Source organism: Ferruginibacter yonginensis (assembly GCF_042651465.1).
GTDB classification, from domain to species: domain Bacteria; phylum Bacteroidota; class Bacteroidia; order Chitinophagales; family Chitinophagaceae; genus Ferruginibacter; species Ferruginibacter yonginensis.
Window position 1 is genome coordinate 869,032 of the sequence record NZ_JBHSCZ010000001.1, and the last position, 17,227, is coordinate 886,258.

General features: G+C 35.4%; 9 protein-coding genes, 1 tRNA gene and 1 riboswitch. Of the genes, 2 read left to right on the forward strand and 8 right to left on the reverse strand.

The window, feature by feature from the left end:
* Positions 1–14: 14 nt before the first annotated feature.
* The 5 genes from ACFOWM_RS03930 to ACFOWM_RS03950 all read right to left on the reverse strand — a co-directional run bounded on the left by ACFOWM_RS03930 (position 15) and on the right by ACFOWM_RS03950 (position 12,086).
* Complete coding sequence (locus ACFOWM_RS03930) at positions 15–7,700, reverse strand: T9SS type A sorting domain-containing protein (protein WP_379707356.1); 7,686 nt, start codon at positions 7,698–7,700, stop codon at positions 15–17.
* 262 nt (positions 7,701–7,962) lie between these two features.
* Positions 7,963–8,499 carry a DUF6799 domain-containing protein gene (locus ACFOWM_RS03935; RefSeq protein ID WP_379707358.1) on the reverse strand — a complete coding sequence of 179 codons (537 nt, stop codon included), beginning with the start codon at positions 8,497–8,499 and terminating at the stop codon, positions 7,963–7,965.
* Positions 8,500–8,606: 107 nt separating this feature from the next.
* Positions 8,607–9,917, reverse strand: a complete 1,311-nt coding sequence (gene der, locus ACFOWM_RS03940; RefSeq protein WP_379707359.1) for a ribosome biogenesis GTPase Der — start codon at positions 9,915–9,917, stop codon at positions 8,607–8,609.
* A 147-nt stretch (positions 9,918–10,064) separates the two neighbouring features.
* A complete protein-coding gene (gene era, locus ACFOWM_RS03945) occupies positions 10,065–10,934 on the reverse strand; it encodes a GTPase Era (protein WP_379707361.1) in 870 nt (289 codons plus the stop codon).
* Between the two features lie 1,080 nt (positions 10,935–12,014).
* Positions 12,015–12,086, reverse strand: a tRNA-Met gene (locus tag ACFOWM_RS03950).
* 103 nt (positions 12,087–12,189) lie between these two features.
* Here ACFOWM_RS03950 and ACFOWM_RS03955 point away from each other — a divergent pair.
* The gene (locus ACFOWM_RS03955) at positions 12,190–12,972 is read left to right on the forward strand and encodes a hypothetical protein (RefSeq protein WP_379707363.1); all 783 of its coding nucleotides are present in this window, start codon (positions 12,190–12,192) and stop codon (positions 12,970–12,972) included.
* A gap of 45 nt (positions 12,973–13,017) precedes the next feature.
* Here ACFOWM_RS03955 and ACFOWM_RS03960 read toward each other — a convergent pair whose 3' ends face one another.
* Positions 13,018–13,734, reverse strand: coding sequence for a head GIN domain-containing protein (locus tag ACFOWM_RS03960; protein ID WP_379707365.1), 717 nt, complete (start codon positions 13,732–13,734; stop codon positions 13,018–13,020).
* A gap of 27 nt (positions 13,735–13,761) precedes the next feature.
* The gene (locus ACFOWM_RS03965) at positions 13,762–14,454 is read right to left on the reverse strand and encodes a GIN domain-containing protein (protein WP_379707367.1); all 693 of its coding nucleotides are present in this window, start codon (positions 14,452–14,454) and stop codon (positions 13,762–13,764) included.
* A 118-nt stretch (positions 14,455–14,572) separates the two neighbouring features.
* Positions 14,573–14,668: riboswitch (TPP riboswitch) on the forward strand.
* Positions 14,669–14,711: 43 nt separating this feature from the next.
* Between ACFOWM_RS03965 and ACFOWM_RS03970 the strand changes: the two genes are divergently transcribed.
* Positions 14,712–16,862: a TonB-dependent receptor gene (locus ACFOWM_RS03970; RefSeq protein WP_379707369.1), complete on the forward strand. Its 2,151-nt coding sequence runs from the start codon at positions 14,712–14,714 to the stop codon at positions 16,860–16,862.
* A gap of 62 nt (positions 16,863–16,924) precedes the next feature.
* On the opposite strand, the gene ACFOWM_RS03975 is transcribed toward ACFOWM_RS03970, so the two are convergent.
* The gene (locus ACFOWM_RS03975) at positions 16,925–17,227 is read right to left on the reverse strand and encodes a rhodanese-like domain-containing protein (protein WP_379707371.1); all 303 of its coding nucleotides are present in this window, start codon (positions 17,225–17,227) and stop codon (positions 16,925–16,927) included.

Genomic DNA, 17,227 nt, shown 5'->3' on the forward strand with positions numbered 1-17,227 from the left:
TTATTTACTAAGTATTAATATTTAATAAACCTTGTTGATCTAATTTCACCCTCAGCATTTACTGCTGTAATTTGGTACGAACCTGCACCCAATTGGCTAAAGTTCATATTAATAGGGTTATTACCGGCTATAATAGTAGTTGATTGTTTCATTACAACTTTACCAGTTACATCAGTTACATTAATGTCAACCTTACCACCTTTGGTTGTAGTTAACGTTAATACAGCTGTTGTTTTAACTGGGTTTGGAGCTAAGCTAATCAATTCAAAACCTTTCTCTTTATTTAACAACACTACTATACTACTGTACCTAAATGTACCATCTAATGATATTACTTTCAAACGATAGTAATTAGCACCTGCTAAAGGCGCAACATCAGTGTAGTTGAAGCCTTGTAAACAACGTACGGCTGTAGCTACTTGATCTTGTATTGAGGTAAAGTTTCTACCATCAGCACCTCTTTCTAAGATAATGCGTACGGAAGGTTCGCTAGTACAAGTAACTTTCCAATCGAGGTAGTTAGCCGAAGCCAATTTGCTACCACGGAAGCTTTCAATTGAAATTGGTAATACAGTAGCAAACTTACCACCAATTGCAAATTCAGAGAAACCTGTCATACCTGTTCTACTTACCACTGGAGCAGTTGCAGTACCAGTTGCCGTTACATGGGTACCATCTAAAACCCAATCACCACCTGCACTCGGACGTTTAATTAAAACTAAACCAGTTAAGTCTACAACATCATTAGCACCATTACCTGTAAAGGCTGCGGTATAATTACCACCTGCTAAACCATCAGCAGCATCAACAAACCATGAGCCTTGTGCACTTGCATAGTCAACAATTAAAGCGCCTTCTGTTAACGGTGTACTGTTAGGGAAGTTAGGAGCCACACTTGAGAAACGTGCTGTTAATGTACCACCTGCTGTAGGAGCAGTAGTGTAGTTGATAGATGCATTTTTTAATAACGAAGTATTACCAACTGGGAACACTCTAGCACCTGTTGTGGTACCAATCCAACGTTTGAATGGACCATTAATGAAACCTGCAGTGTAAGATAGTGAACCAGTATTTGAAGCATTAAAACCTAAGGTTAACATGTTGGTAGCATCAGTATTAATTCTTCCCGCAATCATTGATAATGTTCCACTTATACGTATCGGTGTTAATAACGTTACACCAATTGAACTTGAGTTATTTATTGTTAAAGAAGTGATTTCAGCAGTTGCAGCCGTTGCAAGGTTTGCATAAACGCCTGTCCCACCAATAGTTTGTGGATTTGTATTAGCAATACCTGTAGTACTATTTGCTGCAATTGTAGTTAAAATTAATGTACCCCTATTAATAAATGTACCATTATTGATAATATTACCAGTTACTGTTTTTGCTAATGATGTACCTTGTATAGCGTCAGATAAAGTACTACCTGTATTGATTGTTAAATTACCACCAATGTTTATGGCACCTGCACCAGAAATTACATTGGTATTTACGGTTCTGCTTGCAGCTGCACCACCATTAATGATTACATTGCCTAATTTCAACATACCTGATGATATATATGTATCAACGTAAAAACCGGCAGTAGCAGTTGAAGTATTCGTATTTGTGTTTCCTCCTACGATTAATGTATGGTTTGTACCAAAAGCGTTGCTTGTTGTTGCAACTTCATAAGCAAATGCAGCACCTCCATCCGTAGCAGCTGAACCGCTAAAATGAGGATCAACAATTGTCATATTTCCATCCGTAACACCTAAGTTACTAGTGTAAATACCTACAATGTCAGCTGTAGATGCTACGCTTCCGCCAGCTGTACCATCATTACCATCAACAAATATATCACCACCAGTTTGGTTAAATGTTGAAGAGGCATTCATGATGAACGAACCATTTTGGTTTAATACACCACCTGTTACAGCTAGTGTACCATTATTAGTAAGTACCCTATTGCCGCCACCTACAGTACCTAGTGTTAACTCCCCACCAGTGTTAATGGTTAATGAAGCACCCGTATTAATTGTAACATTACCGCCAATATTGCCGGTGTTACTTACTGTAATAGCATTAGCAATCGTAACTGCCGTTGCGTTGGTAGGCGGTATATTACCACAAGCCCAAGTAGCTGGGTTATTCCATTCTCCATTAGCAACAGTAGTGAAAGAGGTAGCTGCTGCTATTGCATTAGCTGCTGCTGCAGTACCTGTTACTGGAATGGTTGTGCTGTTTACAACTAATGAAGTAATGTCAGCATTTACTGAAGCTGCTACTGTTGCGAAGCAATCAACATCATATACTACCCAGAAATAGTTATTACCAGTTGCTAATAATTGTGAACCTGTAAAACTCAAGGCACCTGATGCAGGGTTGATAATATCTGTACCAAATTGGGTTGCATTACTAAATGTTGTGGTTGTTGTATAATAACACTTCGCTTTTGCAATATCAGTAGGCGTTGCATTGGTGGCTGTAAAATTCACTGTTGTTACAGTACCTGGGCAAGCAGCCGAACCAGCTATTAAAGCTCTTGAAAACTGAGCATTTACTGCTCCTACAAATACCGCAGTAGTACCGTTAGGGTCTGTTTTTGTTGGTGCATATAATGCTGTGATCGCTCTAGTACCAGTTGGGTTAACGGTTGTTGGAGCATATATATTACCTGCGATTGTTACATTATTTACTTCTGCATCTAAAACATTTGTTGCGGTTGCATTACAAGCCACATCGTATACCAACCAGAAATAGTTAGTAGCAGTGGAACTTAAAGTTTGGCTACCAACTACGTTAAACGATCCATTTGGTAACAAAACATCTGTACCAAACTGAGTGGTGGTTGCAAAAGTAGTAGTCGTAGTGTAATATACCCTTGCTGCTGCAATATCAGTAGCAGCATTGGTTGAACCATTGGTATTAAAAGTAATATTAGTTAAAGCACCACAAGCAGTAGCAGGCACTGAAATTCTCACTATTTGCTGATTTACACTACCATTTGTAACAGCAGTTGTTGAAGGTTGTGTAGTAGCGAATAATGAAGCCAAGCTTGTAATAGTTCTTGTACCAGTTGGGTTAGTTACTGTTGGTGTATAGTTTGAAGCCCCAACCGTAAATGATGTTAAACCAGCATCAATTACGTTAGGGTTAACTGCATTACATGCAACGTCATACACTAACCAGAAGTAATTTCTGGTAGTAGTTGATAATGCTTGATTACCAGTTACAGAAAATGTTGCACCTGGATTTGCAAGGCTACCGAATAAATTGGTAGTAGCAAAAGTGTTAGTTGTGGTATAGTATACTTTGGCATTTGCAACATCAGCTGGTAAGGTACTTACATTGGTAAAATCTAACTGAGTTAAATTTTCTGGAGCACATGCTTGTGGTATATCAATAGCTAAAACCTGTGCATCTAATGCTCCTGCTGTAACAGCTGTTGTGCTTGGTTGCGTTGTAGTTGCAGAATTGTATGTTGCTAATGTAACTGGCACATTACCACTTGTAGTAGTACAACCATTTCTTGATACTTGTACTGTGTAAGTTGTATTTGCAGTTACACCTACAGCTATTGGGTTAGCTAATGTAGCATCGTTTAAAAAAGTACTTGGCGACCATAAGTAAGTATATGTTGGTGGTGTAAAAGTGTAAATAGTACCAGCAGCAGGGAAACTAGTTGCTGTGGTTGTAGCCGTACTATTACCAGTTACAGCATTCAAGTAAACACCTGCTGCGTTGGCAATACCAATTACGCCATTTTCACCAGCTGTACCTAATCTTGCACCATAAATAATATCAATTCTACCAGGGTTTGCACTCGTACTACCCCATAATACGATTTGTGAAGTAATATATGATGTAGCACTAGTAGCACCACCACTTGCACCTGAATTATTGGTAAATTGGAATACATACTTGCCACCAGCAGCAGGACCATGCGTTAAATTACCACCATTTGCTGTATTCAAATTGGCATCATGCCCAAATGCATAAATACCATTTTGGCTTAAGCTAGTTAAAGAACTAGGAATATTTGTAGCTGGTGCAGTCGCTGCCATTTTTAACCAGCCGTTTGTGTTAGCAGAAAAACCATTATAATTAACACCTTCAAAAGCAAAAGTAAAACCTGGCGTTGGTGTTATTTCATTTGATCCATCATCTGTATTTCCTGTAGTTACAGTTGTTACAACTGTTGGAGTAGTGATGGTTTCTAGTGACGCACCAGTTCCTGTACTGAATGTGTAGGCATTTACAGTAGTCGGCACATTTACTTGCAATTGTGTATTTCCTCCACTACAAACTGAAGTTGGTAAAGCTGTCGCACTTGTAATAACAGGTGATGCAGATACTGATATTACTGATGTAGCCGTATTTGTACAACCATTGCCATCAGTACCTGTAACAGTATATGTTGTATTACCTGTTGGTGATGCTGTTACTGAAGCGCCTGTAGTAGCACTTAAGCCTGCAGCTGGCGACCATGCATACGTACTAGCACCGCTTGCTGTTAAAGCAACCGGTGAGCCACTAGGGCTACAGAAAGATGCTGAAGTAGGTGTTACTGCTACCGTTGGTAAATTATTTACTGTTAAAGTAAATTCATTGGTGATATTTGTTTGACTAGACACTGTACAAGTAGTTTCAAGTACATAATAGAAAGTACCACTTGTAAGTGCACCAGTTGTGTAAGATGCAGTATTAGCTCCTGTACCGCCAGTAACATTCACATAAGGACCACCTGAAACCGTAGCAACTTTCCATTGGTAAGTAATACCTGTGCCATTAGATAAACCAGTTGCATTAATTGCTTGTGTTTGGTTTACACATTTATTAACATTTGCAGTCGTAATTACACCAGCATTTGGTGTACCTGTACAAGTAATTACACTTAAAAATTCATCAGCGCCAATATCTGGTACTGTGGTACTTCTTGTATCACCATCATAATCGTCGGTAATACCACTAATAACATCAGCACCACCATCAATAGCCGTAGCAACTGTTGTATTAATGTGCAAATAAGTAGCATCACTACCAGTTGTGCTCAAAAATGGCGGATTTTCTGAAATTGATGCAGCATCTCTTGCAGCTACTCTAGTTTTGTAATCAGCTAAAGTAACATCGGTATTAGTACCATCAGTGAAAATATTAGGTGCAAAAAATAAATTTTTGTTTGATGCTGCATTGTAAGTTGTTAATGTTGCAGTTGACCTTCTATAAGCCACTGTTAACCCTGCACCATTACTGGTTGAAGCATTTACAAAAATATTATTACGTAATGTTAATGTTGGTGTTGTAGATGCTGAAATAGCTGATGAGCCAAATAATGCACCTGTGCTAGTTGCATTTAAGTAAACAGTATTAAAATAAATATTAGCTGTTGTACCACCAGTTACATTAATACCATTAACTGGGTTAGCTGCGTTGGCAGCGGTAGCCCTTAAATCACCAATTATATTATTATATGCTGTAATAGTAGTACCAGCAGAGATTAATAGCCCATTTACAGCAGTAGAAGCATTATTACCAGAAATATCATATATTTTATTTCTGAAAACATTTGTATTAGTTGCTCCAGAAACAACAATACCTGATGAAGTAACAGCACCCGTTGATGATAAACCACTTACTTGGTTATTGTTAATGTTTATATTAGCTGAAGTATTTGAACATATAATACCAATAACCGCTCCACCAGTACCTGATGAAGTTAGTCTAGCAACTGTATTATTGCTAATATTTACAGGATTTGCAGTATTCGCCGTTGCACCAATATTGATACCTGTTATAGAGCCTTGACCATTTATATTGCTAACAGTATTATTAGATAAGGAAGAATTGCCATTCCAATAAGTAAAGTTCATTCCAATTAGAGTTCCTGTTACTGCAGTCCAATTACTTAAAGTATTACCACTCACTGTTCTTGCAGGCGCAGTTCCACCATCAGTATAATTTAAACCAGTAATTGTAGTAGTACCAGCCACTGTAATGTTAGAAAAATTATTTGAGGTACAATTTGATACAGTACCAGTAACTGAGCTACCGTTATCAGACACTAACAATACAGAACCTGATGCTCCTAATCTATTGAATCCTGTTACAATAGAGTTTCCACTAACTGTTTTAGTTTGTGTACCAAGAGTAGCGGAGTAAGTTATCGATACAAAAGTAACAGTACCAGTAGTATTAGCGGTTAAGTTTGTAAAAGTATTTGTGTTAACAACTAAGGATAAAGCAGGAGCGGCATTAGAAATATAAGTTTGAGTACCACTGCCCACAACATTATGTACAATACCCCTAATATCATTATTTGAAATTGATACAGCACATGTATTAGTTGCACCAGTAGCTGTTACAGAAATACCAGTTGAAGCACCAGTGTTAGTATTAGAAAAAGTAACAGCTCCTGCTGTAGCATCTCCAATACTATTATTGTTGATGTTTAAATTATTAACTACCCCATTAGTTTGTTGTTGTATACCTGCAAAAGACCCTGTAGTTGCAGTAGAAGTAAACCCACGAACAATGTTATTATTAATATTAAATGTACCTGGAGCAGAACTATGAAGCATTCCTAACATAGTAGCAGATGTAGCACCTGCACCAGTAACTGCACAATTAATGATACTATTATTATTACAGTTTAATGTTGCTGTAGCTAGAGCTGTTAACCCTTGCAAACCTATACAAGTCATTTGACTGGTTGTAGGCGCATTTGTTAGAGTTACTGTGTTGTTATTATAATTTGAAGTAAAAGTTAAGCCAGTAGGCTGCCCAGTTGAGTAACTTTTAAAAATACCTAAAAAACCTGTTGTAGTTAATGTGGTAATGTTTGTAGCACTTATGAGTGTATTAAATGAAACATTCTCACTAACTTGATGGTTCATAAAAATACCTGCATTACTTCCGGTTAAAGATATAAAACCAGAGATTGTACCAGACACCAGCCCACCCCAGTTTGTCAAAGTATTACCTGTAGCTAAACTATTTCCACCTACGTCATTACCGTTATCCATAGCTACTGCAGTACTAGAACCAATAAATGCAATACCATAGTCAACATTGCTAATACTATTGCTGTATACTTTATTACCAGAATTGGAACCAGGAGCTGTTGTGATATCAGCAGCAGTTGTAACAACTGTAGAACTATGTCTCACATTACTATAAATACCAATGGTATTTGAATAAGCCCTGTTTAAACTAATCGTATTATTTTGAATAGTATTATTTTTTGCACCATCAGTTAAGGTAACATAAAACAACGCCACCCCAAATTCAGTCATATTATTAGTAGCAGCGGCTGTAGTGGTATTACTTGCATTTTCTTGCATAGTAAAACCAGTAATAGTTACCCAGTCTGCTCCAACTAATTTAAAAATTGCATCTGTTAATACACCACTAGCTTGCGGTGTTGATGCTGTAACAGTATTACCATTACCAATAATGGTAACTTGGTTCGTACTGCTTGTTGTTGTTAATATGGCTGTACCTGCACCGCCCAATACCAACCCACCAACTGGGGCCGATTGTGGGTTACCTGCTAGTACGTTGATAATAACGCCGCCTGTACCTACACCCTGTGTGTTCAGGTCAGTTATTGCAGCAGCCAAAGTTGCATAATCACCAGGTATATTTTTTGTACCAGTGAGTTGCGCATTTGCAGCAACTACCATCAATGATGATAGTAAGATTAAGTAAATCTTCTTCATAATAAATTAATTAATAAAAAATTGATTTTGGTTGTGAAAACCCTAAGAAAATTTACCGTTTTGGTGAGGTAAAAAATATAAGCAGTTAGTTTTTCACGTGATGAATTTACTATTAATATTTAGTTTTCCAAATTATTTGTTAAGAAATTATGAAATTTTAGTCATTACAACACAATAAAAAATAATATAAAACGTTCGCAAACGTTAAAGCAATAAAAAAAGTGCCCCTTGAGGCACTTTTTTTATATAGAATATTTTCAAATTAAGGCTTGGTTTGTAGTTTATCGCCTGTTTGTTGCATTTTTTCGCCTGCCTTCTCTATCAATTTACCTGCACCTTCTTTTGCATTTTGAGCGCCTTCCTTCAATTTATCAACGCCTTGTTGCATGGCTTGGCCAGCTTTGTTCATAGCATCTACAATTTTTCCTTCTTTGGTCATGGCAATACCATTGGCATGTATCATACCGCCTTCTGTTAACTTAAATGATGTACCATCTTTCAAAGTTACTTCACCATTTGGTTGAACAGTAGTACCATTACTCAAAGTAATAGGTTTTTCAAATGCAACTGCAACACCATTGGTATACACCACCATTTTACCATCTTTCATCATCATATCACCATCAGCCATGTGCATACTTGCATCCATTTTACTATTAGCGATTGAATCGTTTATACGAGCTTCTTCAGCCATTGATGCGGCACTATCAGCAGCAGGTGTTTTAGGCGTTTCGTTTTGTTGGTTGTTGCAAGCGGTGAACATTATTGCCACTGCTGCTATCATTGTTATGCGTTTCATTTTTTAATTTTTTTGATTAAATATTTTTATGTGGTACATATTATTAAAATTAAAATATTATAAGAAGAAAAAACAAATCTTTACAAAGACGATTTTCTTGCTGAAAACTATTTTTTCCTAAAAAATAAGCGAACCGGTACACCTTTAAAATCAAAGTTTTCTCTCAATTTATTTTCTAAATAATTTTGATAGGGCAACTTTACATCATCAGGATAATTACAGAAAAAAGCAAAAGTTGGTGCATGTGTTGGCAATTGTGTTACATACTTAATTTTTACCGCATTACCCCTCACTACTGGTGGGTGAAAAGTTTCAATGGCTTTCAACATCACTTCATTAAGCTTGCTGGTTGGCACTTTACGTTGGCGATTTTCAAAAACTTCCAGTGCAGCTTCTATACTTTTTAATAAACGTTGCTTTTCTGTAACAGAGATAAAGATAATAGGCACATCAGAAAATGGTGCTAAACGTTGCTTTAATTGTTTTTCATAATCACGTGCTGTATTGGTTTCTTTTTCAACCAAATCCCATTTATTTACCAATACTACGATACCCTTACCTTTTTTTACAGCCATTGCAAAAATAGATAAATCTTGTGCGGTGATACCTTTACCAGCATCAATCATTATTAAGCAAACATTGGCTTCATCCATTGCTTTTATGGCACGAATTACTGAATAAAATTCAAGATCTTCATTCACTTTATTTTTTCTACGAATACCTGCCGTATCAATTAAAATAAACTCTTTATTGAAAAGATTGTAATGTGTGTGTATGGTATCTCTTGTTGTACCAGCAATATCACTTACAATGGTACGTTCTTGACCAATTAAGGCATTGAGCAACGATGATTTACCAACATTTGGTTGACCAATAATGGCAAATTTTGGGATTTCTTTTTCATCTTCAGCAGCATCACTTTCAGCAGGCATTAAAGCTACTACCGCATCAAGCAAATCGCCTGTACCACTACCGCTTATTGATGATACAAAAAAAATGTGTTCGAAACCTAAGCTATAAAATTCGCTGGCTTCTAACATACGAGCATGGTTATCTACTTTATTTACAACTAAGTATACAGGCTTGGTACTTCTACGTAATAAATCGGCCATGTTTTCATCTAAATTGGTAATACCAGCTGCGGCATCCACCATAAAAATAATAACGTTGGCTTCGTCAATTGCAATATGAACCTGCTTTCTAATTTCTTTTTCAAAAACATCATCACTACCGGCTACAAACCCACCTGTATCAATTACATTAAAAGTACGGCCAATCCATTCGGCAACACCATATTGTCTATCTCTTGTTACACCGCTTACATCATCAACAATGGCTTTACGTTGCTCAAGCATACGATTAAAAAAAGTACTTTTCCCAACATTTGGGCGACCTGTTATTGCTACTGTAAAACTCATATTAATTACGATTTTTGAATTAAAAATTACAAATGATGCTTTTAAAAAATTGGGCTATCATTCATGATTCAAATTCTTTAATTTTTAATTTATTTTAAAACTTTCGAAACACTTATAAAGTAATTCGTTAGTAATAATTTTTATTATTTAGTACCCGTATTCCTTCAAAAACATATCACTGTCTCTCCATTTTGGACGCACTTTTACAAACAATTCTAAAAATACTTTACTATCTAAAAATGCTTCTATATCTTTTCGTGCAGTTGTACCCAATTGCTTAATCATGCTACCATTTTCTCCTAAAATAATGCCTTTTTGCGTATCACGTTGCACAATAATTTCTGCTCTAATTTTTATTAAAGTAGTTTTTTCTTTAAACTCTTGTACTAATACCGTTGTGTGATATGGTAATTCTTCATGGTATAATTGAAATATTTTCTCTCTAATAAGTTCACTCACAAAAAACTTTACAGGCATATCGCTCAAATCATCACCTTCATAAAACGGATGACCTTCTGGTAAATACACTAATATGCGTTGCAACAATGCATCAATATTGTCTTTTCTTAAAGCAGATATTAAAATAACTTCTTTACAATAGGTTTGTGCTTCAAAAAATAATTTTGCCTGCTCAATAGTGGCTTTATCTTTTACACTATCAATTTTATTAAGCACCACAATTACTGGCGCTTTCAATCTTAATTTTTGAAAAATTTCATGGCTTTCTTGAACAGGTTCGCCAGCATCCACCATTAATAAAGCAACATCGGCATCTTCTAAACTACCCTTTACAGCCTGCATCATTTTTTCGTGTAGTTTGTATTTTGGGTCGATGATACCGGGTGTATCAGAAAAAATAATTTGATATTCGGGAGATGTTAAAATGGCTTTTATACGATGCCTAGTAGTTTGTACCTTATGCGATACGATGGCCATTTTTTCGCCCATTAATGCATTAAGCAAAGTACTTTTACCTGCATTGGGTTTGCCAAAAATATTTACGAAACCTGCTTTCATTATTGTGGTTTTAATATAAGTTGATTACCACAAACAAGCTATTAAAATGAAGGAGGTAATCATTGTTTACCAATTTTTATTGATAAACAAAAAAATTCCTCAAATCAATTGAAATGAGGATTTGATGTTGTTGCGAAGACTGGGATCGAACCATTGTTCGCCACGGCGGATAAGAGCCCAACTTCAAATTTATTGTACAAAAAAAAAGAACTTAAAAAAATGACTCGACTTGCGGTTGAAACATTTTAATGTTGTGAAAACTGAAATCGAATCATTGTCCGCCTCGGCGGATAAGAACCCAACTTCAAATTTATTTTACAAAAAAGAACTTAAAAAAATGACTCGACTTGCGGTCGAAACATTTTAATGTTGTGAAAACTGAAATCGAATCATTGTCCGCCACGGCGGATAAGAGCCCAACTTCAAATTTATTTTACAAAAAAGAACTTAAAAAAATGACTCAATTTGCGGTCGAAACATTTTAATGTTGTGAAAACTGAAATCGAACCATTGTCCGCCACGGCGGATAAAAGCCCAACTTCAAATTTATTGTACAAAAAAAAGAACTTAAAAAAATGACTCGACTTGCGGTTGAAACATTTTAATGTTGTGAAAACTGAAATCGAATCATTGTCCGCCTCGGCGGATAAGAACCCAACTTCAAATTTATTTTACAAAAAAGAACTTAAAAAAATGACTCGACTTGCGGTCGAAACATTTTAATGTTGTGAAAACTGAAATCGAATCATTGTCCGCCACGGCGGATAAGAGCCCAACTTCAAATTTATTTTACAAAAAAGAACTTAAAAAAATGACTCGACTTGCGGTCGAAACATTTTAATGTTGTGAAAACAGAAATCGAATCATTGTCCGCCTCGGCGGATAAGAACCCAACTTCAAATTTATTTTACAAAAAAGAACTTAAAAAAATGACTCAATTTGCGGTCGAAACATTTTAATGTTGTGAAAACTGAAATCGAATCATTGTCCGCCACGGCGGATAAGAGCCCAACTTCAAATTTATTTTACAAAAAAGAACTTAAAAAAATGACTCGACTTGCGGTCGAGTCATTTTTGTTGTTGCGAAGACTGGGATCGAACCAGTGACCTTCGGGTTATGAGCCCGACGAGCTACCGCTGCTCTACTTCGCACTGCAAAAGTAAGGGTATTCATTTTATTAGCCTAATTAATTTACATTCTTTTATAAAAATTTATTTTAAATACATTTACGCTGTTAATTAAAACATCACATGTATGAAAATCACAAAACGCTTGTGCTACTTTATTTTTTTAGCATTTGTAAGCATGCTTTTTTCATGTAAATCAGCTACAAAAAAAATAGAAGATAGCTTATACAGCAGGCACTTACAACGCAACATGCCCATAACAATTATAAGTACTTCTGTACCTGATAATAAAAGTGATTATAACCTGTTGTTATTTAACCAAACAAGTATGTTAGATGTAGTGAATGCACAAAAAATAATAGACAGTCTCTTTAAGAAAAAACAAATTCAGCCATTGATTGTAGTAGCATTTGAAGGGAAAAGTGGCCCCATCAACAACGAATATGGGTTATCAAATATGGATAATAATGATGCAAAAAAATATAAAAAATTACATGATTTTATTATCAATGAATTATATCCGTTTGTAAAGAAAAAAGCAGGTGTAAGAAAATTTAATACTGTGGGTATACTAGGCTTTAAAAATGCTGCGGTTGCTGCTTTTGATGTATGTTTTAATAACGATGAAAAAATAAATAAAGTAGGTATGTTTTACCCAGACTTTACCATTGAGGCCGCTAATGATAGCATTACATTAGCAAACATTGGGGCTTCAAGAAAAAGACCTACCATTAATATTTGGGTAACAGATGTTGCAACTTCATTCACAACAAAACAATTTTGTGAAATGATGCAAGAAAAAAAATCAATTCAAAACTTAACCTACTACCCTACAACCGAAGTTTTTACAAACAATAAAAACAGATTACATCAATTCGCTGCATTTCTATTATGGGCTTTCCCCCAATAAAAAAAGCCCTGCAATAACAGGGCTTCCAACATGTTAATCTCTTAATTATCGCTGCACTTTTGCAAAACTACTAGCACCACTTGATTGTTGGTTTTTTATAACAGCATCGCCTTTATAAAAAATATTACTAGCACCACTTGCGTTAGCCGATATGTTTTTTGTGACAGTGATATTAATGTCGCTAGCACCACTAGCTTTTACATTACAATCATCAATAATTAACCCATAACTTTTTACATCACTTGCACCACTACACTCAAAATTAGCTAGCTTAACCGTACCTGTTAATTTTGCATCGCTTGCACCACTTAATTTTACATTGAGTTCGTTGGTAATAATTTGTCCTTTTAAATTACTAGCACCACTTAATTGCACATTCAACACAGGCACATTTAATTCGCCTGCAATAACGATATCAGCCGCACCTGAACCTTGAATTTGATCAATATTTTTAAACGCTACATAAACATTTAATTTATTATTACCGTTGTAACGCATTCTATCACCACTATAGTTTATATACAACACCCCATTTGATACGTTTGTTTTAATAGCATCAGCAAATTTTTGTTCACTTGCACTAACCGCAACAGCCGTAACATCAGCCTGACTTAAATATACATTAATACCAGAAGATACTTTGATGGCGCTAAAAGTACCTTCAATGGAACGTACCGTTGCGTTTGCATCAACCACCAATTGTTTTTGTGCATTTGCTGTAAAAAAACTCGATAAAAAAAGTAGGTGAAAAATATATTTCATAATAATTAAATGATTTGTTTTAAACAATTAAAGCCTACGCAAAGTTGCACCGCTGTTCAATTTTTTACCTTCAATTTCTGGCTCACCTTTGTAGCTAATTACCGCACCACTTGTACCTTTAACACTTAAACTTTTCTGAACATCAATTTTAAAAACCGAGCCACTTGTTGCGGCAACGGCACATATAGAAGTTTTTAAATCAGTTGCTGTACAAACCGCCCCACTGCTGAACTCAGCAGCTACATCTGTTGCTGTACCTGATAAAGTTGCCGTTGCACCACTGCTCATATCAATAGTTAGTTTAGTAGCTTTTATATCAGCTTTCAATTGGGCACCACTAGTAACATCTACTAATAAATCATTTGTATTTGCGGTATTAGTAGTACTTATGCCGGCACCACTACTAGCCATTAATTTTTGAATGGTAACATAACTTACAAAAGCCTTCAATTGTGCTTTTTTACTTTTAACGTAATTGTTTTTTTTACTATCAAAATAAATTTTAAGGATGTTATTTTCAACAACGGTTACAATACCATTTGCATATGCCTCATCAGCTGCACTTACAACAACAGCTTCAGTAGCTGCTTGTGTAATTTCTACTTGTATACCAGTTGCAGCGCTAATACCTGTAAAACCGGTGACGTTTCTAGTTTGTTGTACTTGAGCAAAACTAGCAAGTGATACCAAAACTAATAATGCTGTAATTAAATTTTTCATGATGCTTATTTGATAGTTATTTTTATTGAAACGTACCACAAAAAAAATAGTTACAAAAAAGTTGAAATATTTTGAAAAAATCTCCTTTAACTTTGCGACTCGTTCTTTTAATAACTGTCTGAATCTTCCGGGGTGCTTCTACAAAGAGGCTGAGATGATACCCGTAAACCTGCTCAGGATAATGCCTGCGAAGGGAGCTAGAAAAATGCATAATACCGGTGTGCCTAACCCGGAATGTTCAGCAAAAAAAATAATATATGAAATATTTATTGCTGTGCATGAGCGCCTTAGCCATAGGGCAAACAAATTATGGCCAAAAAAATACGCTTTTTAACGACACTACTTTTTTGCAACCTGTAGAGGTAAATTCAGTAAAAGCTACTGATAAAAATCCCTTTGCTAAAACCAACTTAAGTAAAGCCGCTATAAAAAAATTAAATATTGGGCAAGATTTACCGTTTATTTTAAACAACACACCATCTGTTGTTGTTAATGCTGATGCAGGTACAGGCATAGGTTACACAGGCATACGCATTAGAGGTACAGATGCTACCCGTATTAATGTAACTTTAAATGGTATACCGTACAATGATGCTGAAAGTTTAGGTACTTTTTTTGTTGATATTCCAGATATTGCTTCATCAGCTAGTAGTATACAAATTCAACGAGGTGTTGGTACATCAGCTAATAGTGCCGGCTCTTTTGGTGGTAGCATTAATGTAAACACTAATGATGTTGTAACAAAGCGTAACATCGAACTTAACAGTAGTGCAGGCTCATATGGCACTTTCAAAAATACACTATTGTTTAACAGTGGCATTTTCAATAAACATTTTACGGTAGATGCTCGTTTGAGTAATATCCGATCTGATGGGTATATTGAAAGAGCAGATGCTCGTTTACAATCTTACTACATTAGTGGTGCATATATTGACAAAAAAAATACGCTTCGGTTGAATGCTTTTACTGGTAAAGAAATTACTTACCAAGCTTATTTTGGAGTAAATGAAACAGCCCTTGATACCAACAGGCGTTACAATAGCGCAGGTACCGCAAAACCTGGTGCACCATACGAAAATGAGGTTGATAATTACAAACAAACGCATTATCAATTGTTTTATACCCATGAGTTTAACCCATATTTAAAAAGTAACATTGCTTTTTTTCTTACAAAAGGTAAAGGATATTATGAGCAATATAGGGCCGATGAAGATTTAGTTGATTATAATTTACCACCCGTTGGTACTACTACTTCTACTGATTTGATTAGAAGATTATGGCTTGACAATGATTTCTACGGGACTATTTTCTCATTAAACTATAACCGTAACAAAACACAACTTGCTGTTGGTGGAGGTTACAATAGGTACGAAGGCAATCATTTTGGTGAAATAATTTGGGCACAAAAAGCCAATACCGTACCTGCTAATTATCGTTGGTACGATAAAGATTCTCGTAAATACGATGCCTCTTTTTATGCAAAATGGACCCAAAATTTAACACCCGAATTACAAAGTTATATGGATGTACAAGTGCGTAATGTGCAATACCAAAATAATGGTTTTAGAAAAACACCCAACATTAGCATCGACAAAAACTTTACATTTTTTAACCCAAAAATTGGGCTAACCTACACAAAAAATTATTACAAAGTTTTTGCCTCATATGGCAGGGCCGTAAAAGAACCAAATAGAGATGATTTTGAAACAGCTACCAACCAACAACCAAAGCCAGAAGTATTAAATGATTTTGAAACGGGCATTGAGTATAATAAAAACAATTGCAGCTTTGGAGCTAATTTTTACTACATGTTGTATAAAAACCAATTGATATTATCAGGTAAAATAAACGATGTTGGTGCATATACCCGTTTGAATATTCCTGATAGTTATAGAACAGGAGTTGAACTTTTTGCTAATAGCACTATCAATAAATATGTTGCTGTTGCAGGTAATGTTACAATAAGCCAAAATAGGGTAAAAAACTTTACAGCATTTTATGATAATTATGATTTTGGCGGACAAAACAGTACTTTTTACAAGTCAGCACCATTGGTACTTTCACCGAGTACCATTGCCTCTTTATCAGTTAACTTAACGCCTATTAAAAATGGATATATTAACTTAACCAGTAAGTATGTAAGTAAACAATATTTAGATAATACTGGCAACAATAATGCAGCATTGGATGCGTACTTTACACAAGATGCAAAAGTTGGTTACAATATATTTGGAAAGTCATTAAAAGAAGTAAACATTTATGTTCAAGCTATCAATGTTTTTTCAAGATTGTATGAAGCCAATGGTTATAGTTTTAGTTATTTACTTGGCAATAAATACACTACCGAAAACTTTTACTTTCCTATGGCACCAGCAAATTTTGTTGCAGGTATCAACATCAGATTATAAAATATTTCAAAATAAAAAAGGCAAACCGTTTGGTTTGTCTTTTTTTATATAAACTATAAAAATTATGCTTCACTTTGCCATGCCAACATACCACCTTCAACATTTACAACGTTGGTAAAGCCCATGGTTTCTAGCATCATAGCAGCCTGCATACTACGTTTACCGCTACGGCAGTAACAAATAACTTCTTCATTTTTTAAATGCTCAATGTCATCCACTTGAAAACTCATTACTTGTCCTAACGGTATAAAATGACCGCCAATATTAAATTCATTTCTTTCATCAGGCTCTCTTACATCTAACAAATGCAATGCTTCATTATTAGCTAGCCTTTCTTTTAAAGTTTTTACAGAGATGTTATTCAT